This is a genomic window from Paenibacillus sp. USHLN196 (genome assembly GCF_037144955.1).
In the GTDB taxonomy this organism is placed as follows: domain Bacteria; phylum Bacillota; class Bacilli; order Paenibacillales; family Paenibacillaceae; genus Paenibacillus; species Paenibacillus xylanexedens_C.
This window is the reverse complement of the sequence record NZ_JBBCYH010000002.1, coordinates 676,985-698,048: the sequence shown is the minus strand read 5'-3', so window position 1 is coordinate 698,048 and position 21,064 is coordinate 676,985. Positions and strand designations below refer to the sequence as shown.

Below are 21,064 nucleotides of genomic sequence, written 5' to 3'. Positions count from 1 at the left end.
TGCTTATTCCTCCTCAACCAACAATGTAAGATGATGGATTACATCCTGTGAACTCATGCCCAGTTCTCTGCTCTCACGAATCACTTCGAGCATCTTCTCTTCCAATTGTTTCATCCGCCGCTCTCGAATAAAGTCCTGATTGGCCCCGGATACAAAGCTCCCTTTGCCTACAACTGAATCGATCAGCTTCTCCTTCTCCAGCTCTTCATAGACACGTTTAGTTGTAATGACACTGACTTGCAGATCCTTGGCGAGCTGCCGAATGGAGGGGAGACTATCTCCAGCAACCAATTCTCCGCTCAAGATGCTCTGTCTGATCTGAGTTAAAATCTGCATATAGATCGGATCGCTCGAAGCGTTCGATATTAAAATGTTAATCTTTCCTCACCCCATTGATGTTAAATAATTTTCGGTAGGTATAGTGTATATATATAATATATACACTATACCTACCGATGGTCAATCCTTATTTCACATTATTCTCATTCTGATTCGATCCATAGACACGGGTTAGCTAATCTGGACGGCAAAAAGAGGACGTCAGTTTCCTGTTCGTCCTCTTGATTAATCAAGCCCGAAAGGTCACATGACCTTCCGGGCCTATTTTATGTGCTGGATATTACCTTATCCACCAATCCATATTCGACTGCTTCAGCAGCGGTCAGGAAATAGTCTCGATCCGAGTCCTTCTCAATCCGCTCAATCGTCTGCCCTGTATGGTCCGCTAACAGCTTGTTAAGACGTTGACGGTGTTGAATGATGCGGTTAGCATGAATCAGCATATCCGACGCCTGCCCTCGTGTACCGCCATGCGGCTGATGGATCATGATCTCACTGTTCGGCAGCGCCATACGCTTGCCTTTTGTTCCACCCACCAGCAAGATCGTGCCAAAGCTCGCCGCCATCCCTGTACAGATCGTGGAGATATCCGGCTTCACGAATTGCATCGTGTCATAGATCGAGAATCCCGCAGTTACAGATCCACCAGGACTGTTAATGTACATCTGGATATCCTTCTCTGGGTCCTCCGCAGTCAAAAATAACAACTGGGCCACAATGGCATTCGCCATCTGATCCTCGATCTCCCCGGACACCATAATGATCCGGTCTTTGAGCAAACGTGAATAAATATCATAGCTCCGTTCTCCGCGAGCTGTCTGTTCCACTACATATGGCACTACATTCATGTATGTCGCCTCCTCGATTTAGGCAACCATGTTGACCGTGTACCCACCTCCATATGACATCGAGTTCATGCCAGAAGTAGAGTACCCGTACATCATTGGCTGCATGGATGGAGACGGCAAAGTCTGCTGCAAAATCGTCCCCGCCACAGCCATCGGATCATCGGTCCGGTTCAGGCACAGATCAATAATTCGGGCTGTATCTCCATTACGAAATGCCAGCAGATAGCTGCGCAGTTCCTCCCGATTGTCCTCCACTGCGCCTTCTTCATACTGTAATTCAGTGTCCGATTGTTCCAACCTGTGCCTCACTTCGGTTATGGCAGAGCGGGCCCGACTTAACGCTGCTTTCACTGCGCCCTCTGTCGTATCCAACATGTCCGCAGTCTCTGCCGCCTTATAACCCATTAATTCACGTAATACATATATCGCTCGCTGCCACGGTGGTAGCTTATCTATAAGGAGTTGAACGGCAGATTCCAATTCCTCGAATTGCCTTTCTTCCTCTATTTCGTGCAGGAGTGGCTTCAAGCTGTCCAGTTTATAGGCCATTCTTTCACGCTGGCGTAAGATATCGATCCAGCTATTGCGCGCAATACGGATCAGATAAGCTTCCCAGTTTATATCTTTATTCATCCCGGAAGTTCCAACTACACTCGACGACAATACTTTGAGACAGGTCTCCTGAACCAGATCCTCCGTGTCTGGAACTGATTTTGTCAGAGATAAACAATACGCATACAACGAACCCATCAGATCGGGTAGTACGGTATGGATGCTTTGATTCAATTGATTTTTTCTGTCGTTGCCATTGAATTCAATATCGAATTTATCTTGTTTACCATCATCATGTGGTCTGTTGATTCTGCAATCCACGGACTTCACAAAGGCCATCTTGGGGGCCCCCCTTTGCTGGTTCCTGATTGATTTTGACTTACACTATGTAAACGAAGAACCCCTTGTAAAGGATACGCTCTTCTCAATTTATTTTTGTTACGCTCGTTAAGCTGAGTTACGCCTCCGCGTCCAGATATACAGTTCCAAGCGCTACCTTCATCCCGGTAAGGGCAATCGTAATGCCTTGATCCAGATTATAATTCTGCCGTACATCGACGTCATGAGACATATGTGTAAAATAGGTATGACCTGGCTTCAGTTCCCGCAGCAGCTCCTGCGCCTCGCGCATATCGTACACGGAACGTGTCGAGAATTCCGCAAGTTCATGCACAAAGCTCGTTCCGAGCACCAGCAGATCCAGTCCATATAGTGGCTCTTTCTCTGCCTCCTTCAGATCGATGGCATCCGAACAATACGCCCAGCTATACCCTTCCCGTTCGAGTCGATACGCATAGGAATAACCGTTTTTACCGTGGCAGACCTTCCATGAATGCACCTTCCATCCTCCAAGCTGAATATCATCATCCGTTTCCAAAAAGTCCATATGACGCCCCAACCAGGGAAACTGTCCCTGAATCGTAACAATTACTTCACGTGGTGCATATAAACGCCCCTTCACACCCAGCCAGCGACACGCATCCGCCCATTCCGGCAATCCTCCAATATGGTCAAAATGCGCATGAGTGACAAGTAGCGTATGCACCATACGCAATCCCTGATCCTCCATCTGTGATCTCCAGTCTGGTCCGCAGTCAATCATGAATCCTTCGCTAGCACCATCGCCATCACCGTCAATCAGAACAGAAGAGCGTTTCCGTCTATTCTCTCCCGTAAGCCTCGCCTCTGTACATACGTCACAATCACAATACACACGTGGAACGCCCATCGCATCGCCAGTGCCCAGAAATGTTAGCTGATTCAATCCGCATTCCCCCTGAATTAATGATATGTAAATTGTAATCGTCCACCCCTGTTTTTGCAAAAAAAAGACCATCCCGCTGCAGTTCTACACTGCAATTCGGGACAGTCTGTCGTCTGACCGTTCGCCGTCAGACTTCATCTCCATGCTTCGCTCCATAGGGAGCTTGCGCTCATCCACATCTGGACGCCCCCTTATACCTGGGTCGCCCGCATGAAGAGCAGGCCATACCTTTTTCACAGGCCATGACCGACTAATCCGAGTCACATCGACATAGCGCTGGAACTACACCAGTGCCCGCAGCTTCAATGTCAGTTCCTGACCCGCAGGTACATCCTTCGAATCCGTAATGACCCAGTTCGACGCAAGCCGCTCTGCCAGCACCTTTGCCTGTTCCGGTTTCAATTGTAATCCGGTTACTACACCTTCACCTACTGTGAAGTCTTTATCCGGCTGTACCTTAAAGGCCTTTTCCAACCAGATTCCGAGTCCACCACGCGTATTAAAGGTAATCCGGTACCCATCTTTTACTGCTGCCTCCAGATTCTCACCATGCTCGTCCGCATACGAGAAAAATTCGTTATATCGGTATTCCTCTTCAGACACTGCGTCAAAAGCGGAAACATCTTTGGCTTGAATGGCTTTCAATAGTTCTTCCTCAGGCATCCCCTTACCGCGGGCCTGCTCCAGTCGAATTGCTGTACTTTGGGATAATTTGATCTCTGAACTCATCCAACTCACACCTTCCTGCACTATGTAACAATCATGATTCAGTATACCTCTATTATAACCTTTTGGCAGTAAAAAACCTCCATCTCTACTTCCATTGAAATGAAGGTTTAGTATCCATATGCTCAGTTACCTATTCGATTGCATCAGCAATACTCATATTCCCGCAAGCACCTGATACCACACGCCGCGCTTGGAGTACAACGTACTGCGAACCTCGTCCCATCCCCCTAGATAATTGATATCAAATAGTCCTTCTGGCGTTGGGAATGTGGACTCCGTCTGTGCAAATACATCCGGATCTACTGAACGAAAACCATGTTTCGCAAAAATGTGCTGTGCTTCTGGTGTACGCAGATATGCGACAAAAGCTTCTGCCAGTTCACGATTTCCATGTTTGTCGGCATATTTATTCACCACGACTGCCGGGTTCTCAATCAGGATCGTATTCTTCGGAACGACGATATCATAATCTACACCTTTGGCGATCCGGGCAAGCAATTCATTTTCATATGTGACAATTACATCACCCACTCCATACTCGAATGCGGCCATCGAAGAACGACCGCTCTTGTCCAATGATTCCACGTTGCGGTGTACCTGTTCGAGAAAAGCCTTGGCTGCGGCAGGATCTTTCTTACCCTCTTGCTCCTCCGACAGTTTCAATCCGGCACCGTAAATGGCATTAATATCCCATTGTGCGCCCCCGGATGTCTTTGGATTAGGGTAGAGTACCTTCACTCCCGGCTTGGTTAAGTCCTGAAAATCACGAATACCCAGCGGGTTGCCTGCTCTTGTGCCCAGAACAACAATCGAACGGGTGATCATGCCCTCATTAGGGGTCTGTTTCCAATCGGAGCTAACCAGATCGGCTTTGACCAGCTTGTCGATATCACTCTCCATTGCGAGCAGGGCTACATCAGCCTCGAATCCCCCAACAATGGCTCTTGCTTGTGTACCCGAAGCTTCATACGATTCCTGGAAGTTAATTGTCTGTCCAGTCTTCGCTTTCCACTCCTCCTGGAACTTGGGTAGCAACTCGCCTACAGCGTCTTTGGCTACACTATAAGCACCAATCACCAGTGTATTGGATGAATCGTTACCAGAGGGCTCGTTCTGTTCGCTTGACTCCTCCTGCTTGCTGCATCCAGCGGTCATGCAGACGAGCAGAAGCATGAGGGCAACGTATAAAAGTATGACTTTCTTCTTCCTCGTCTGCATGGGCAGCCCCTTTCTTTCACTCGTCTATATCATTACCGGCATCGGATCTTCCTTCAGTCGGTTCTCAACCACCCAACTGTTGGAATCATTGAAAAGATAGGCACGATGCACAAGGACCCGAATTGATTGGCCGATCTCCAGTGTTGTTTTCTCCAACGAACGATACGTAATTAACTTGTGACCCTGCACTTCCACCTCTACCATCCATTCACTACCGCGGAAATGAAGATGTTTGACTGTACCTTTTTCTGTAGCAGACAGCATGGTGAACTCGTTTTTCAAGCCAATCTCAATATACTCCGGTCGGATCAGCGCTCGTGTACCTTCACCCTCAACCGCATGTTCGAACCCTTTCAGCTGTGAAGCATCCTCCACAACCGTTGACTCCCCGATAAATGTAGCGACAAAAGGGGTCTGCGGGTTTTTGTAAATATCCCAAGGTGTGCCTTTCTGTTCGAGACGCCCCTGACTGATGATCATAATCTCGTCCGCCACTTCAATCGCTTCATCCTGGTCATGCGTTACAAATATCGAAGTAATCCCTACCCGTTCAATCAACTCACGCAACCATGAACGCAGTTCCTGACGGATCTTGGCATCAATGGCAGCGAACGGTTCATCCAGCAATAACAGCTGCGGCTCAGGAGCAAGTGCTCTGGCAAAAGCCACACGCTGACGCTGCCCACCAGACAGCTGATGCGGATAGCGCTGTTCGAAACCTTTTAACCCAGTCAATTCAACCAGTTCCATAACCCGATCACGGATCTGGGCTTTTGGCGTCTTCTTGACCTTGAGTCCAAAGGCGATATTCTCAAATACCGTCATATGTTTGAACAAGGCATAGTTCTGGAATACAAATCCGATGCCCCGCTCCTGTGGAGGCAGATGGTTCACGACTTTTCCGTGAAAGAGAATCTCCCCGGAACCCGGATTCTCCAGACCCGCCAGCATCCGCAGAATGGACGTCTTCCCGCCTCCGCTGGGTCCAAGCAGACCGATTAGATGGCCTTTGGCAATATCGAATGAGACATCTTTTACCGCATGAAAATCACCGAAATGTTTGTTCAAATCACGGACTTCTACATGCATATCAATGCACTTCCTTTCGCTTCTTGGCCCATTCCATCATCAGCAGCAACCCGACGGAGAAGGTGACCAGCACCAATGCCACACCATTCGCGGCAGCTACATTAAAATTCTCTACATCCTGATACACCAGCGTTGTTGCTGTCTGCGTTTTGTTCATGATATTACCGGATACAACCAGCACTGCACCGAATTCCCCGAGTGAACGCGCAACCGTCAAGACAAGACCGTACACCACTGCCCAGCGGATCGAAGGCCAGGTCACACTCCAGAACGTTCTCCAACCGTAGGCGCCCAGTGTAGATGCAGCTTCCTCTTGCTGTGAACCGAGTTCCTGCAGGACAGGCATGACCTCTCTGACCATCAGTGGAAAGGTAACAAATAACGTTGCGATCACCATACCTGGGAAGGCATAGACCACATTGAATCCAATCCCTTCAAAAAAAGCGCCCATAATGCTATTAGGTCCCAACATCAAAACAATCATCAAGCCGCCAATGACAGGAGATACGGCATAAGGCAGGTCTACGATACTGTTCAGCAGCCCCTTTACCCGATCACTCAGCCACCCAGCACGAACCAGATACAGGGCCATCATGATGCCAAACAATGTATTTAACAGGGTGACCACCAGTACAACCAGTCCGGTCATCATCAAGGCATGTAGCGCCTCAGGACGCATCAGCCCTTTCAGGAATCCACCTGCCCCGTCTTCAAATGCGCCAATAAAAATGCGTCCGAGCGGGATGATTAGCAGTACAATAAATACCGCAAACGTCAGTCCGATTAATAGTCTTCTCATCGTCTTCTCCCCCGCATCTGCACCAGATTGATCAGCCAGAGGATCAGGAAGGAGAGCGTCAGAAGTATTACGGATACAGCAGCGGCTCCTGTTGGATTATCACTTTCAATCTCCCCGTAGATAAATACGGAAGCGGTCAGTGTTCTTCCCGGAATGTTACCAGCCACCAGCACGACAGCCCCAAATTCAGCGAGTCCTCTGGAGAAAGCCAACATCCCCCCGCTGATCATGCCAGGAGCCATGGACGGCAGAATCACCTGCATGAACGTGCGAGCCTTGGATGCCCCCATCGTGTACGAGGCCTCTTCCTCGGAAGGATCAATTTCTTCAAGCAATGGTTGCACCGCACGAATCACAAACGGAAACGTGACAAAGGTCATCGCGATCACGATTGCAGGCTGGTGAAACACAATCTCGAATCCCATTGATTCTGCCAACTTACCGATGGCACTGACCGGACCCAAAAGCAGCATAATCATTAAGCCGCCCACCGCTGTTGGCAGTGCAAACGGAAGGTCGACCAGACTGTTGAGAAACGATCTGCCGACAAAACGATACCGCGTCAGCACCCAGGCGATCATCGTGCCCAGCACCACATTAATCAACGTGGCTATCACGGCCAGCCGAATGGTCAGCAGGACGGCTTTCCACGCGATCGGGTCCATAATGCTCTGAACAAAGTTGCTCCATCCTTCGGAGAAGGAATTGACGTACACACCGATGATTGGAAGTACAATAAGTACGATAAAATATAACAATACGGTACTGCGAAATCCCCAAGTCCATCCCTTATGACGAAGAACGGTATTCATTGCTGCGTTCCCTCCCAGCCTCCGGCTATAATTCCGGTCGGCAGTCTCCCTGCTTCAATACGACATTTTTCCTAAGTTGGATTATATTACTTTAATATTATTCCCATTAGTCTACTTGGTTTTGCTTTTCTGATACTTTACCAGTTTGCAGTGCTAATCGTCAATGCTTTTATTGAATATAATTGGGACACATATGAGATCGATTAATAAAAATCGCACCTGCACACTGCGAGGCCAGAACAACCTTCCGATCACTGTTATCCCCAGATTTCTTTGATCCCCTTTTTTAAGGGGAAATCCGGTGATAAAGGCGAAGCTTATGCTTCCGAAGCAGCTTTCTTACAGAAAGCTTTTAGCTTCCGCTTCTTCAGGTTATTTCTGTCCTCTCCGTTATTGTGTAGTTCCCATAATCAGCATCATTGTGATTTGTTTGGTTTGTAGTGGTTAAGGTACAATCGAGGGTAAGAAATGAGATGATAAGGAGTGATCTAACATGTTATATACGAAGAATATATCCACTTCCACACGAGATGAAATGAAAGATATCACACGGGACGTGAAGCAGGTTGTCCAGAGTAGCGGGGTGCAGAATGGGACGGTGCTCATCTATTGTCCTCATACGACAGCAGGTATTGCCATCAACGAAAATGCAGACCCGGATGTAAAACACGATGTATTGTTGCGTTTGGACGAAGTGTACCCTTGGGAGCACCCAGAGTATCGACACGCCGAAGGCAATACAGCCTCTCACCTCAAATCGATCACAACGGGGCCATCCCAGACGGTGATTATTCATGAAGGCAGGCTGCTGCTTGGCCGATGGCAAGGCATTTACTTTTGCGAATTCGATGGACCACGTCAGCGGGAGTACTTCCTCAAAATCATGGAAGGCTAGAGTCAGCCCAACTGGCCTAACTGCTGCTCATATATTTTGCAAACACAAAAAGGCGGTCCACCCTCATATCGGGTCGGAGCCGCCTGACTTGGTCTTTGGCATATAATGACTTTCGCGAGACAACGTTATAAAGAATTAAAGTTATGACAAATCACCGCCCTGAAGTGTAGGGGTGCAACAATAGCGCCATTATTGGACGCCAGGCTGCTGACCCAGATTGCGGCACAGCACTTTGACATGAGATAGCGCAGACGATTCAATCTCCACAAACGTTAAACGGTCCTGAATGTAATAAGAAATGAATCCGTGCATAGCCAAAAATAGCGTACGCGGTACCCTTTGAATATCCTCTTCCGTACAGTTCTCTTCATTCATGTACTGCCTTATAATCGATGCAAACAATTCGAAACAACGTCCCTGTTCGGTACGACAATAAGACAACAGTTCTTCGTCCCTGATCATAAACATAATTTCGTATTGATATGGATTCTCCAGACCAAAGCGAATGAATTCCATCATAATGTGCTCTACCTTGCTCACATCATCACGAACTGGCCTGACCATGGCTTGCAGCAGTAAATGCCCCAGATGATTGAAATCTTCAACCACGATGGCATAGAACAACTCTGCCTTTTCCTTAAAGTGATAATACAGCGACCCATGACTATAGCCCAGATGCTGGCCGATGCTTCGCATCGAAATGGCGCGGTATCCTTTGGTAATAAAAAGGTGCCTCGCCGCCTCCAGTATCCGCTCCCTCGACAACTCCTGTTCGACTGCTCTTCTAGCCATATATTTTATTCCCCTTCAATAAAATAAAGCCGCTGTCCCTCCGTGATCCGGGATTGCCCTTGCGTCAAATCCGTGATCCAGGCTACAAAAGCCTCGGTTTCACTATCCGGCGGAAGACAAGTCAACGTAACCTTATCGGTGAATCCAGTTTCACCTGTACGGACTTCCCGGCTTCTTAACTCATTTTCCACTTTACCCAGCCACGTATAATCCAGTTCAACAAACACTTCACGATGCAGCACGTTGGTAATGGCTTCTCCGGCTTCAATGGCTGCTACAGCTCCATCCGTATAAGCACGAATTAACCCGCCAGCTCCAAGCATAATTCCCCCGAAGTATCGCGTAACCACAATTGCCACATTTTTTAATTTCTGATTTTTGATCACTTCAAGAATGGGTTTCCCTGCTGTTCCGCTGGGTTCCCCGTCATCGGATTGCTTCTGGACTTCGTCCCGCTCCCCAATCATGTATGCAGAGCAGTTATGAGTTGCATTCCAATGTTTTTTCTTGATCTCATCGATGAAAGCAACAGCTTCTGCCTCTGTCGTGACCGGCATAATATGACCGATAAATCGCGACTTCTTGATTACAATTTCCAGATTGCCCGGTCCTCGAACCGTGCGATAACGTTCAATCATCCCAAATCCAACTTTCTGATCTTTTCCTGAGTCTATTTTACAAGAAAGCAGTTCACCGCGCGAACGCGGACGAACTGCCCTGGTTATCTACATCCGGGAACCCTGCATCTTACACAAACAGTGATTCCCAGTTAGATTTACATTACCTTATTCAACTATATGAGCAGACCGATGAATTATTCGGAAAGTCTCGCTTCGAGCGCTGCTTTCTCTTCTTCAAAGCCTGGTTTGCCCAGCAATGCGAACATATTCTTCTTGTACGCTTCCACGCCTGGTTGGTCAAATGGATTGACGCCCAGCAGGTAGCCACTGATACCGCATGCTTTTTCAAAGAAGTATACCAGATATCCGAAAGAATATGGAGTCATATCTGGAATGTTCACAATCAGGTTTGGCACTTGACCATCTGTATGTGCAAGCAGTGTTCCCTGGAATGCTTTTTTGTTAACAAAGTCCATAGTTTTACCTTCAAGGAAGTTCAAACCATCCAGATCGTCCGGATCGGATTTGATTGAGATATGCTCTGCAACTTCAGTAACCTGGATAACAGTTTCGAAAATATTCCGGCTACCTTCCTGAATGAATTGACCCATAGAGTGCAAGTCTGTAGAGAAATCAACGGATGCAGGATAGATCCCTTTGTAGTCTTTACCTTCACTCTCTCCAAACAGTTGTTTCCACCACTCGGATACGAAGTGCAGGGAAGGCTCATAGTTTACAAGAATCTCAGTTCCTTTGCCTTTGCGATACAATGCGTTACGAACTGCAGCATATTGATATGCTTCATTCTCAGCTACGTTCGGGTTGCTGTATTCCTTGGATGCGTCAGCCGCACCTTGCATCATTTCCTCGATGCTGATACCAGCTGCTGCGATTGGCAGCAAACCTACAGCTGTCAGAACGGAGTAACGTCCGCCTACATCATCCGGGATAATGAAAGATTCGTATCCTTCTGCATTTGCCAGTTCTTTCAATGCACCGCGTGCTTTGTCTGTTGTAGCATAGATGCGTTTGCGAGCTTCTTCTTTACCGTATTTCTCTTCCAGTGCTGCACGGAAGATACGGAATGCAATTGCTGGCTCTGTTGTTGTACCGGATTTGGAGATGACGTTAACGGAGAAATCTTTGCCTTCAACCAGATCCAGCAAATGAGTTACATATGTGGAACTGATATTGTTTCCTGCAAAATAGATTTCAGGTGTTTTGCGTTTTTCTTTTGGCAGATTGTTATAGAAAGAGTGAGTCAGCATTTCAATCGCTGCACGTGCACCCAGGTATGATCCACCGATACCGATAACGATCAGTACTTCGGAGTCGCTTTGGATTTTGGCAGCCGCTTTTTGAATACGGGCGAACTCTTCTTTGTCATAAGCCGTCGGCAGGTCAATCCAGCCCAGATAATCGGAGCCTGTTCCTGTTCCGTTGTGAAGCTGCTCGTGAGCCAGACGAATCGGTTCTGCAAAATAATCCACTTCATGCTGATTTACAAATTGCAATGCCGTGCTATAGTCAAATGTCACTTTTTTTGCCATGATCTCAAAAACCTCCTGATTTCGGTTATATTTTTTCCGTATCCGTATTCCATTCTAAACAACTTGCCTTAAGGATACTTCAAATCCACGGGGCTGACAAGCTTGCAGCTCGAACTTTGTCGTTAGAATTCAAGAAGCAAAAAGGGTAAACCGAATCCGCGGGTTGCGGTTCTGCTTACCCTTCTTATGTTATTCCGCCGGGTACGAGCAGACGTAGTCAGTAACGCTGCGTATCTCCAGTTTAAATTTGGACTCGGCAGGCACGTGGAACGTAGCTTGGCCTTGAATCTCTTGCCACTCTTCTTCTCCGGGAAGCAATACTTTCAGATCTCCGGACAGAATCTCCATAATTTCACGGGAATCCGTACCGAACTCATAACTGCCTGGAAGCATGATGCCTAGAGTCACTTTGCTGCCATCCCCCAAAATAACCGTTCTGCTGGTTACCTGACCATCATAATAAATGTTGGCCTTTTTCACTACACTGACTTGATCGAATTGTGACATGCGTACCCGCTCCCCTGAAGTTAATGAAAACAAAAGGCAAAACAGATCAGGGCGATAACGAGTTACCGCCCATGCTCTGCGGAAATAACTTACTGCCATGAATCAGGACAGCATGAAGCTCTCCCGACGACCATAGCAGCGCTTATGAAGCTATAAGTGTGTGTTCAAAAAGTCAGGTTTTCAGTACCGCGAAGATGGGATGAAGCTAGAAATGGAGTAGCGGAGCGTAGGAGAAAACTACGTGAGCAACGGACATTTCGGCTGAATCCCATCTTCGACGCTGATGATGCCGTGAGGCATCCTTCGTAATCAAAAGCAGACTTTTTGAACAATCTCTATTACAGCAATGCTTTTACGCGGCTAACCACGTTGTCCACTGTAAAGCCATATTCTTGGATAACACGGTCGCCAGGCGCGGATGCACCAAATGTGCTGATTCCGAGAATGTCACCTTGATCTCCAACATATTTTTCCCAGCCCATTGGATAAGCCATTTCAATCGCAAGACGAGCTTTAACATCCGGAAGAAGAACGGACTCTTTGTAAGCTTTGTCTTGTTTCTCGAACAGATCCCAGCTTGGCATGCTGATTACGCGAACTTGGATACCTTGTTCAGCAAGTGCTGCTTGAGCTTTAACAGCCAATTGCACTTCAGAACCTGTAGCGATGATTTGTGCTACCGCTTTGCCATCTTTTGCATCAGAGACAACATAAGCACCACGTTTCACGTTCTCACGTGAACCTTCAACCGTACCTTCCAGGATCGGCAGGTTTTGACGAGTGAGTACGAGTGCAACCGGGTTGCTCTTGTTCTCAAGCGCGTAAGCCCAAGCAGCCGAAGTTTCATTACCATCAGCCGGACGAATAACCGTCAGGTTAGGAATGATACGCAGGGATGCCAGTTGCTCGATTGGTTCGTGCGTAGGACCATCTTCACCAACAGCGATACTGTCGTGAGTCAGAACATACGTTACAGGCAATCCCATCAGGGCAGCCAGACGAACAGCCGGACGCAGGTAATCGGTAAATACGAAGAACGTACCTCCGAATACTTTCACACCGCTGTGCAGTGCCATACCGTTCATTGCTCCAGCCATACCGAATTCACGGATACCGAAGTAGATGTTACGGCCGGAGTAATCTTCAGGTGTGAAGTTCTCCAGGTTGTTCAAGTGAGTCATTGTGGAGCTTTCCAAGTCAGCAGATCCACCTGTCAGTTGTGGCACGTTGTGCGCCAGACCGTTCAGAGCGTTACCGGATGCTACACGAGTGGAAAGAGCTTTGTCTGTTGCTGCATATTTAGGAAGATCACGGTCCCAACCTTCTGGAAGGTCGCCGTTAATCGCTGTTTCAAATTGAGCTGCCAGCTCAGGGAAAGCTTTTTTGTACTCGGCAAATTTCTCGTCCCAAGCTTTGTTAGCAGAGATACCACGATCTTTCACTTGTGCAAAGTGATCGCGAACTTCAGCTGGTACGTGGAAGTTTTCTTCGTAAACCCATTTGTAATACTCTTTCGTCAATTTGGCTTCGTCTGCACCCAGTGGAGATCCGTGAGTACCGCCGTGGCCGCCTTTACCTTGTTTGTTCGGGCTACCATAACCGATAACTGTTTTAACTTCGATCAGTGTAGGACGCAGTGTATCTGCTTGACCTTCCTGAATTGCTTTTTCGATTGCAGGCAGATCGTTACCATCTTCAACGCGCAGCACTTGCCAGCCATAAGCTTCAAAACGCTTCGCGATGCTTTCGGAAGAAGACAGATCCAATTTACCATCCAACGTGATGTCATTGGAGTCGAACAACATGATCAGTTTGCCCAGGTGCAAACGTCCAGCCAGGGAAGCTGATTCATGAGATACGCCTTCCATCAAGTCACCATCACCACAGATTGCGTAAGTGTAGTGGTCAACTACGTTGAATTTGTCTTTATTGTATGTTGCGCCCAGTTGAGCTTCAGCCATCGCCATACCTACAGCCATTGCAATACCTTGACCCAGTGGGCCGGTTGTTGCATCAACACCTGCAGTATGTCCAAATTCCGGGTGACCCGGAGTTTTGCTTCCCCATTGACGGAACTGTTTCAGTTCTTCCATTGGAAGATCATATCCGCTCAGGTGCAGCAAGCTGTACAGCAACATGGAGCCATGTCCTGCAGACAGGACAAAACGGTCCCGGTTAACCCAAGTTGGGTGGTCCGGGTTATGAGTCATCGTTTTTGCAAAAAGTTGGTACCCCATTGGAGCGGAGCCCATAGGCATACCCGGATGTCCGGAATTTGCCTTCTCAATTGCATCAATCGCCAAAGTACGTACGGTAGTAATCGACAGGTTGTCGATTGTAGTGTTCTCGTCCTTTTGAATCGCTTCGTTCTTGTCAGTCATGGTTTGTCCTCCTCATGTCTTTAGATAAGTCGGGTGCGCAAGCGAATCCCTCTCATCATACAAGCAAACCGAATTTCACAATAAGTGAATCCGCTTGAGTGTTTCATTTTGACTTATTCACTTTTGTATTGTATCACTTGGCGTGAAGCTTTTCCATAACCTTCTTTTAGAAGTTCGTGAAAATCGGTTGTTTGTGATGAATAATCCTTAGCTTATCAAGCAAAAATCGTACTTTACAAGGTACTAAATCCCAAAAGCAGACCTAAGGAGCCTCACAAATCCATCGCATGAAGTATAACCTTTAACCTGAAAACCATGCATTTTTTAGATATTCATCCTCAATTCACATATAATGTTTCTTAATTATGGATTCGAGATTCGGGCATTGGTTTACTTTTCAGATGTACACGCGTCAATCATAGGAGGTCTCGATCATGCCAGATCCTGCTGCTCACCCATCAACATCGGTAAAAAACTCATTACCCTGGTTATCCGGTATTTTAACGGGAATCCTCACGGGAGTTGTACTGGGATTTTTCCTCAAAATGATTCAGGCCAGCACAGGCGAACAAGTATATACCCTGCTGCTGAATATTGATTTTGTGCCTGGTCTTCCGCCAACTTTACCCGAATTCATTGAATTTGCTTTGCATCTCATCGTGTCCGTTGTCATCGGCATCTTCTATCTGTGGTGGGTAAGGCATTCAGGCCGCCCTATGATCAAAGGAATTTTACTTGGTGCAGTCTCGTCCTTGCTCTATATCCCACTCTCTCAATTGTCATCACGTGTTCCAGAGCTGTACGATCTGTCCGCCATCCTCTACTGGATTGTAGGACATCTGCTGTTTGGTATTATGCTTGGTTTGTGCGGAAAGTATATCAACACAACAAAAAAAGCGACTCCCGTTTCGTAAACGAATTGGGGTCGCTTTGTTGTTAATCTATTACGTGGTTCCGAATCAACCTTGCACAGTATTAAAGCATGAGCTTAAAATACAACGGTTTTATTTTCGTGAACGAGAACGCGGTCTTCAACATGCCATTTCACGGCACGTGCGAGCACAACACGCTCAATGGTACGTCCGATACGTTTCAGCTCGGTTACATCGTCCCCGTGGCTTACACGCTGCACGTCCTGTTCAATAATCGGGCCGCCATCCAGTTCTTCCGTAACATAGTGGGCTGTCGCACCGATAATTTTGACACCACGGTTGTACGCCTGCGCATACGGTTTACCACCCACAAAGGCTGGCAGGAACGAATGGTGGATATTAATGATTCGATTACGGTAGTGCTCAATAAACATGGGAGAGATGATCTGCATGTAACGAGCCAAAATGATCACATCCACATCGTTGCCGATGACGTCCAGTTGGCGCTGTTCCGCGTCTTTCTTCGTATCTGCTGTAACCGGAATATGATGATATGGAATGCCAAATGATTCTACATAGTCCTTCATGTCCAGATGGTTGCTGACCACAAGCGCAATATCGGCATCCAGGTCGCCTGCCTGCCATTGCCACAACAATTCAACCAGACAATGATCTTCTTTGGATACAAAGATAGCCAGTTTTTTCTTGCGGCTGACCGCAGATAACGTCCACTCCATTTGGAAACGGCTTGCCACTTCTGCAAAATCAGCTTCCAGTTTCGGCAAATTGACCAACAATTGCGGAAGATCAAACTCAATTCGCATAAAGAACATGCCGCCAGCAGGGTCCATGGTGTACTGGTCCGACTGAACAATGTTTGCACCATGCTGGTGCAGGAAATGAGAGACTGCAGCTACAATTCCTGGACCATCTGGACAAGAAATAAGCATGCGCGCACGATCGGCGCGGTTTTTAGAATCAGGGCGTACTTGTTTAGCGTGGATCTCCATCGGGTTATTCTTCCTCCTTCATTTAAGCCATGACCTGCGGGATTAACCCGCAAGCCATGCAATCAAGCGATGATTCAGTTGTTCTTCATTCAAATGCGGGAATAGTGCAGCTTCAGCCACCATGTCATAGAGGCGTTCCAGCGGTTCGCGCGGATCTGCCTTTTTGGCTTTGGCATCATTTTTGAGCAGCGTCCACACATCCAGAATATACGAACGAGACTCAATCTCTTTACCTTTGAAAAAGTGTTGCAACTGCTCTACTTCTGTCAGGAATTCCTGGCCGAATCGACCGGCAACATCCCCGCGCAGCAGCGCAATCTCCACTTCATACATTGGACGCTGTGTCTTGGCCTCTTTGCCAATCCAAGGTGTCTCCAGAATAAATGGACGTCCTTGAAGCTTCTCATGGTTGACGATGCGGTTAATCGCTTCAAACCCGATCCAGCCAGAACCAATTGGTGTATGACGGTCCTTGTGCGCACCCACAGCATTCTTACTATCATTAATATGCATTACGGCAATGCGGTCAAGTCCTACAGTACGATCGAATTGTTCCAGTACACCGTCAAAATCGTTAACGATATCGTATCCGGCATCATGAATGTGGCATGTATCCATACACACAGTCAGACGTTCGTTATACGTTACTTTCTCAATAATCTGAGCGATTTCTTCAAAACTGCGACCCATTTCTGTACCTTTGCCAGCCATGGTTTCCAGAGCGATGTTCACATCTGTCTCTTTCACGCCTTCCAACACTTCATTCAATCCTTCTGCGATCCGTCCGATCCCATAGTGGGCATCTTTATCTGTAAATGCGCCGGGATGTAATACGATGTTCTTCACACCAATAGCATGTGTCCGACGAATCTCTTCCTGAAGGAAATCTACAGCGAGTCTATACGTGTTGTCTTTGTATGAGCCAAGATTAATAATGTACGGTGCATGGACAACGATATCTTCCATTCCACCCTCTTGCATGGCAAGTTTGCCTTCTTCAATATACATGGATTCGATTGGCTTGCGACGTGTATTCTGTGGTGCACCCGTATATATCATAAACGAACTGGAACCGTACGAGGACGCTTCCTTCGTTGCACTCAATAATCCCTTGTCCGAAAAGGACACGTGGGAGCCGATTTTCAGCATTATTGATCCCCCTTAATCTGAATTATCCCTTATTCTAACGCGATTATCGAAATAAATCTAGAAATGCGCTATAATTCGGGATAGAGGCTATTTTTGACAGCTAATATGTGGAACATGGGTAGGCGGAATCCGTCTTTCCGTGAAAATCAATGAACCGAGGTGACTCCGCAATGATTTTCGACTCCTACGCGATGATACTGACCAGCAGTTCCCCCAGCAATTGGTTTATGAATACGATCGCATTCTGGACTTTTTTATTGCTTGGCAGCATGTGTATCGGTGGATTTTTTATGATGCGCAAGTTTTTGAAAGTGCTACCAAAAGCGGACGGAAAGTCCAAACTGGATTGGCAGAATTATTGGGTTGAAGCCAGCCGTCACTTATGGACAGATGAAGCCAAAGCTTTTTTGGATCAACTTGTGGAGCCTGTGCCAGGGCCATTTCGTGACATTGCCAAACATTCCATTGCTGCAGAGATCGGTAAAATTGCAGTTGAAGACGACGCCACGGAAGTATCGAGAGATCACTGCATCAAAGGTTACATTATAGCCACACCGAAAAGGGATAATAAGTTTTTGGTCAAATTTTTGGAGAAAAACAAAATCGATTATTCCCCTTATCAACATTTGATTAAATAAAATAAAAGATGAGTTAAGCCCTATATCGAATTGGTTAATTAAGATACATCAGCACCAGCACCCTGTATCAATTTGTTACAGGATCGCTTGGTCTATGAGATCTTCATTGAAACGCACTTGGGATTTAGGCGAAAGGCTCATATTACAAGCTCCGTCAGGTAAGTCGTTCCCAACAGGCATTGCTTACCGTCCGGGGCTGTTTGTCGATTCACGGATACATGTCAGCGCAGTGAAAATTACAGGGAGGATGTTCATTATGAAAATTGCCATTTGTGGAGGTACTGGATTTGTGGGAGGAGCGCTTGTGGATTATTGGCTGCAAGCCGGACACCACGTGAAAATCATCACACGCAAACTGCCTGACTTGCATAATCCAAGCAAGAATCTTACATATATATCATGGGAACAAGTTGAAGAGCACCCTCAACTACTTGAAGGCATGGATGCTCTCGTCAATCTTGCCGGAGAAACGTTGAACCAACGATGGACAACCAAGGCAAAGCTGGAGATTGTACAATCCAGAGTAACAACTGTTGCCCGGGTAGCCCGTTTGGTGGATTCACTGCAACAAAAGCCCGAAGTGGTCGTTCAGGCTTCTGCCATGGCCATCTATGGAACCTCCCCTACCGAAACCTTTGATGAGAGTAGTCCGCAAAAATCAATGAATTTCCCATCCCGGGTCTCAGAACAATGGGAAATAGCTGCAGATGCCATCAAACATGTCAGACTCGTCAAAATCAGGGTTAGCCTGGTTCTTGGCCATAAAAAAGGAGCCTTTCCATTGATGAAACTCCCTTATATGCTCGGTGTTGGCGGCAAGATCGGCAGTGGCAAGCAATGGACCAGCTGGATTCACATTATGGATATCGTAAGGCTGATTGACTTTAGCATTCAAAATAAACAAGTGTCAGGTCCGGTCAATGCTTCCTCACCGAATCCGGTTACCAATGATGAATTCGGTCGTACGGTCGGCAAGGTCTATCATCGCCCTCACTGGTTCCCTGTACCCGGATTTTTAATCAAAACCGTAGTTGGAGAGTTATCCGTTGTTCTGCTTCAGGGACAGAGAGTTATTCCACAAAAGGCGCTTGATCACGGATTCCAGTTCACCTTCCCTACCTTAACCCAGGCATTGGAAGATCTGAAGCACCGTGGCTTATCCGACTAATTGAACCACAGCTTATCCAACAGCCCGATAGGTGTAAACAGATTCGGCAAGTGTAAATGTATCCCCATCCTCCAATGGATACTCTTTGTAGGGAGCAAGAATATTGCCCTGAAGAACGGTTCCATTTACCGAACCCAAGTCCTTAATCACATAGCCCGATTTGTTCCGGCTCAATTCCACATGAGCACGGGACACGCCGGTCGCTGTGTCTACCCACTGAACCATGTCTGCTGATCTTCCGATTACAAAAGATGCGCCTTGAACATCCATTCGTTCATGTCGTTCATGTTGATCGCTGCTTCCCGATCTTCGCTCAAGATAAAATGACGGCACTGTAGGGCCTGCCCCTTTAACTTTGCTTCCAGTCAGATTTTGCAAGTTCACAGTTGCTTCCGCAACTGTATCATGTCGGTTTAACTCCGAAGTTAAAGCTGCAACTTGCGCCTGATCTTGTACAAACGGTGGTTCGGAAGGTTCAGCTGCCATGTGCAGATTTTGAAAACGGGGACGCTCCATTGCTTCTGAAGTTGATTCAGCAGCTTGGTTTATACGTTCCTCCGGCTTATCAGCTGCATTCCAGCGCCAACTTTCCTGAAATAGTTCCTCTTCATCTTCAGTCTTCTTCCCTTTGTTCTTACCCAGGTTGAATGAAAAAAAATGTTTATTCTCTGAGCCATTCTGAGGGTTCCCCTTGCGCTTCCACGTCCATCCTGCCACGCCAAGCAAGCCTAAACTTAGTACCGCGGATAGGATCATCTGAGTCTGTCCAGGCTGCTCCATGTATATGAATCTCCATACCAATGCCATGGCAACCATGCACCCCAGTATGATATAGGTTACTTTGGACGATCCGGACTTCTCCTCCACTTGCATATCAGCATGCTCTGGCGAATGATATGGGTTACCCAATACTTGATCCACGCTCCTTGAATCCTCCAATGAAGAGTGTCCAGATGAGTGACTGCCTGAAGAGGTTCGAGATCTCAGCGGAATGTCTTCAACCCCCGAAGCACTCATTTTCTGCTGCTGACGAAAATTTAGTGGGGACTCCACAGAAGCATTTCGAGTGGGACCACTGTACTGATATGGCCCGGAATTACCAGCAAATAGACTATCTCGCTCGGAAATCGACGCATGTGAGGCACCTCTTACTCTTGGAGCATCGCCCGTTTCCGACTTTCTGGACGAGAGAAATGCTGCGCTTCCTCCACTCTCTTGCTCGTCAGCGTATAACTCCAGCAGTAGCTCTCGTAATTGTCTAACATCCCAGCGTTCATTGTCGCATAACTGCAGAACACGCTGAATGCCTACTCCCTGCAGTTCCTGAACATGGGCCATCAGCCTGATCACCAGCTCACGGAATTGCTGAGGCGTCGAATCATCCTCATCCTTATCCATGATCGGTACATATACCATCCCAAGTTCACCCTGTTCGAATGAACCATTGATGAACAAGTACTCCTCCTGAATCAATAATTTACGAGGTTCCAACATATATTGTCGGCATTCCGTGAAGGCATCTGCCAGTTGGAACAACAGACCATACAGAACACGCAATTGGATTTTGCTTGACTTTAACATTTGGGATAACATCTTGTAGCCCGATATATCGTATTGCAAAGTTACATTTCGATCCACTTCCCGAATATGTACAGGCAGAAGTCGCGGGATCTGATTGGAGGACAACATACCCATTTGCACCCGACTCAATTCCTCCATTCGTAACCCTTCTGCTTTTTCCAAAACCATGAACGCTCCGCCATTACGAATAAAATCTCTCGTTAATCCATACATGCCAATCCTCTCTTTCCATTGCTATTTAGGTCAACTAA

At 47.1% G+C, this 21,064-nt stretch carries 21 protein-coding genes; 4 read left to right on the top strand and 17 right to left on the bottom strand.

Annotated features, from left to right (window positions below; genetic code table 11):
- Positions 1–3: 3 nt before the first annotated feature.
- The 9 genes from WFI24_RS06495 to cysT form a co-directional block, all read right to left on the bottom strand.
- Positions 4–378 carry a GntR family transcriptional regulator gene (locus WFI24_RS06495; RefSeq protein WP_036610760.1) on the bottom strand — a complete coding sequence of 125 codons (375 nt, stop codon included), beginning with the start codon at positions 376–378 and terminating at the stop codon, positions 4–6.
- 227 nt (positions 379–605) lie between these two features.
- Entirely contained in the window at positions 606–1,187 is a 582-nt protein-coding gene (clpP, locus tag WFI24_RS06490) for an ATP-dependent Clp endopeptidase proteolytic subunit ClpP (RefSeq protein WP_336759569.1), read from the bottom strand.
- A gap of 18 nt (positions 1,188–1,205) precedes the next feature.
- Positions 1,206–2,078 (bottom strand): RNA polymerase sigma factor, encoded by an 873-nt coding sequence (locus WFI24_RS06485; protein WP_336759568.1) that lies wholly within the window; start codon positions 2,076–2,078, stop codon positions 1,206–1,208.
- A 118-nt stretch (positions 2,079–2,196) separates the two neighbouring features.
- Positions 2,197–3,003, bottom strand: coding sequence for an MBL fold metallo-hydrolase (locus tag WFI24_RS06480; RefSeq protein WP_336759567.1), 807 nt, complete (start codon positions 3,001–3,003; stop codon positions 2,197–2,199).
- A 282-nt stretch (positions 3,004–3,285) separates the two neighbouring features.
- Positions 3,286–3,732 (bottom strand): hypothetical protein, encoded by a 447-nt coding sequence (locus tag WFI24_RS06475; protein ID WP_336759566.1) that lies wholly within the window; start codon positions 3,730–3,732, stop codon positions 3,286–3,288.
- 153 nt (positions 3,733–3,885) lie between these two features.
- Positions 3,886–4,950: a sulfate ABC transporter substrate-binding protein gene (locus tag WFI24_RS06470; protein WP_336759565.1), complete on the bottom strand. Its 1,065-nt coding sequence runs from the start codon at positions 4,948–4,950 to the stop codon at positions 3,886–3,888.
- A gap of 24 nt (positions 4,951–4,974) precedes the next feature.
- On the bottom strand, positions 4,975–6,039 hold the full coding sequence (locus WFI24_RS06465) for a sulfate/molybdate ABC transporter ATP-binding protein (RefSeq protein WP_336759564.1): 1,065 nt from the start codon (positions 6,037–6,039) through the stop codon (positions 4,975–4,977).
- A 1-nt stretch (position 6,040) separates the two neighbouring features.
- Complete coding sequence (locus WFI24_RS06460; protein ID WP_336759563.1) at positions 6,041–6,838, bottom strand: sulfate ABC transporter permease subunit; 798 nt, start codon at positions 6,836–6,838, stop codon at positions 6,041–6,043.
- Positions 6,835–7,650: a sulfate ABC transporter permease subunit CysT gene (cysT, locus tag WFI24_RS06455; RefSeq protein WP_145320373.1), complete on the bottom strand. Its 816-nt coding sequence runs from the start codon at positions 7,648–7,650 to the stop codon at positions 6,835–6,837. The genes WFI24_RS06460 and cysT overlap by 4 nt, the downstream gene beginning before the upstream one ends.
- Before the next feature lie 493 nt (positions 7,651–8,143).
- Between cysT and WFI24_RS06450 the strand changes: the two genes are divergently transcribed.
- Positions 8,144–8,545 carry a secondary thiamine-phosphate synthase enzyme YjbQ gene (locus tag WFI24_RS06450; RefSeq protein WP_336759562.1) on the top strand — a complete coding sequence of 134 codons (402 nt, stop codon included), beginning with the start codon at positions 8,144–8,146 and terminating at the stop codon, positions 8,543–8,545.
- A gap of 189 nt (positions 8,546–8,734) precedes the next feature.
- On the opposite strand, the gene WFI24_RS06445 is transcribed toward WFI24_RS06450, so the two are convergent.
- The 5 genes from WFI24_RS06445 to tkt form a co-directional block, all read right to left on the bottom strand.
- Complete coding sequence (locus WFI24_RS06445) at positions 8,735–9,337, bottom strand: TetR/AcrR family transcriptional regulator (protein ID WP_017689980.1); 603 nt, start codon at positions 9,335–9,337, stop codon at positions 8,735–8,737.
- Between the two features lie 5 nt (positions 9,338–9,342).
- Positions 9,343–9,975: a YigZ family protein gene (locus tag WFI24_RS06440; protein ID WP_221819201.1), complete on the bottom strand. Its 633-nt coding sequence runs from the start codon at positions 9,973–9,975 to the stop codon at positions 9,343–9,345.
- 176 nt (positions 9,976–10,151) lie between these two features.
- Positions 10,152–11,507: a glucose-6-phosphate isomerase gene (locus WFI24_RS06435; RefSeq protein WP_221819199.1), complete on the bottom strand. Its 1,356-nt coding sequence runs from the start codon at positions 11,505–11,507 to the stop codon at positions 10,152–10,154.
- 189 nt (positions 11,508–11,696) lie between these two features.
- Complete coding sequence (gene ppnP / locus WFI24_RS06430; RefSeq protein ID WP_110898659.1) at positions 11,697–12,014, bottom strand: pyrimidine/purine nucleoside phosphorylase; 318 nt, start codon at positions 12,012–12,014, stop codon at positions 11,697–11,699.
- Positions 12,015–12,352: 338 nt separating this feature from the next.
- Positions 12,353–14,395, bottom strand: a complete 2,043-nt coding sequence (gene tkt / locus WFI24_RS06425; protein WP_036610788.1) for a transketolase — start codon at positions 14,393–14,395, stop codon at positions 12,353–12,355.
- A 434-nt stretch (positions 14,396–14,829) separates the two neighbouring features.
- Between tkt and WFI24_RS06420 the strand changes: the two genes are divergently transcribed.
- On the top strand, positions 14,830–15,309 hold the full coding sequence (locus WFI24_RS06420; protein WP_221819198.1) for a hypothetical protein: 480 nt from the start codon (positions 14,830–14,832) through the stop codon (positions 15,307–15,309).
- Between the two features lie 74 nt (positions 15,310–15,383).
- On the opposite strand, the gene purU is transcribed toward WFI24_RS06420, so the two are convergent.
- Both purU and WFI24_RS06410 read right to left on the bottom strand, forming a co-directional pair.
- Positions 15,384–16,277, bottom strand: a complete 894-nt coding sequence (purU, locus tag WFI24_RS06415; RefSeq protein WP_221819195.1) for a formyltetrahydrofolate deformylase — start codon at positions 16,275–16,277, stop codon at positions 15,384–15,386.
- A 42-nt stretch (positions 16,278–16,319) separates the two neighbouring features.
- The gene (locus WFI24_RS06410) at positions 16,320–17,426 is read right to left on the bottom strand and encodes a deoxyribonuclease IV (protein WP_221819193.1); all 1,107 of its coding nucleotides are present in this window, start codon (positions 17,424–17,426) and stop codon (positions 16,320–16,322) included.
- A 170-nt stretch (positions 17,427–17,596) separates the two neighbouring features.
- Here WFI24_RS06410 and WFI24_RS06405 point away from each other — a divergent pair, with 170 nt between their 5' ends.
- Both WFI24_RS06405 and WFI24_RS06400 read left to right on the top strand, forming a co-directional pair.
- On the top strand, positions 17,597–18,064 hold the full coding sequence (locus tag WFI24_RS06405; protein WP_221819344.1) for a DUF2621 domain-containing protein: 468 nt from the start codon (positions 17,597–17,599) through the stop codon (positions 18,062–18,064).
- Positions 18,065–18,320: 256 nt separating this feature from the next.
- On the top strand, positions 18,321–19,232 hold the full coding sequence (locus WFI24_RS06400; protein WP_336759561.1) for a TIGR01777 family oxidoreductase: 912 nt from the start codon (positions 18,321–18,323) through the stop codon (positions 19,230–19,232).
- A 12-nt stretch (positions 19,233–19,244) separates the two neighbouring features.
- Here WFI24_RS06400 and WFI24_RS06395 read toward each other — a convergent pair whose 3' ends face one another.
- Positions 19,245–21,026, bottom strand: coding sequence for a DUF6382 domain-containing protein (locus tag WFI24_RS06395; protein WP_336759560.1), 1,782 nt, complete (start codon positions 21,024–21,026; stop codon positions 19,245–19,247).
- Positions 21,027–21,064 lie beyond the last annotated feature (38 nt).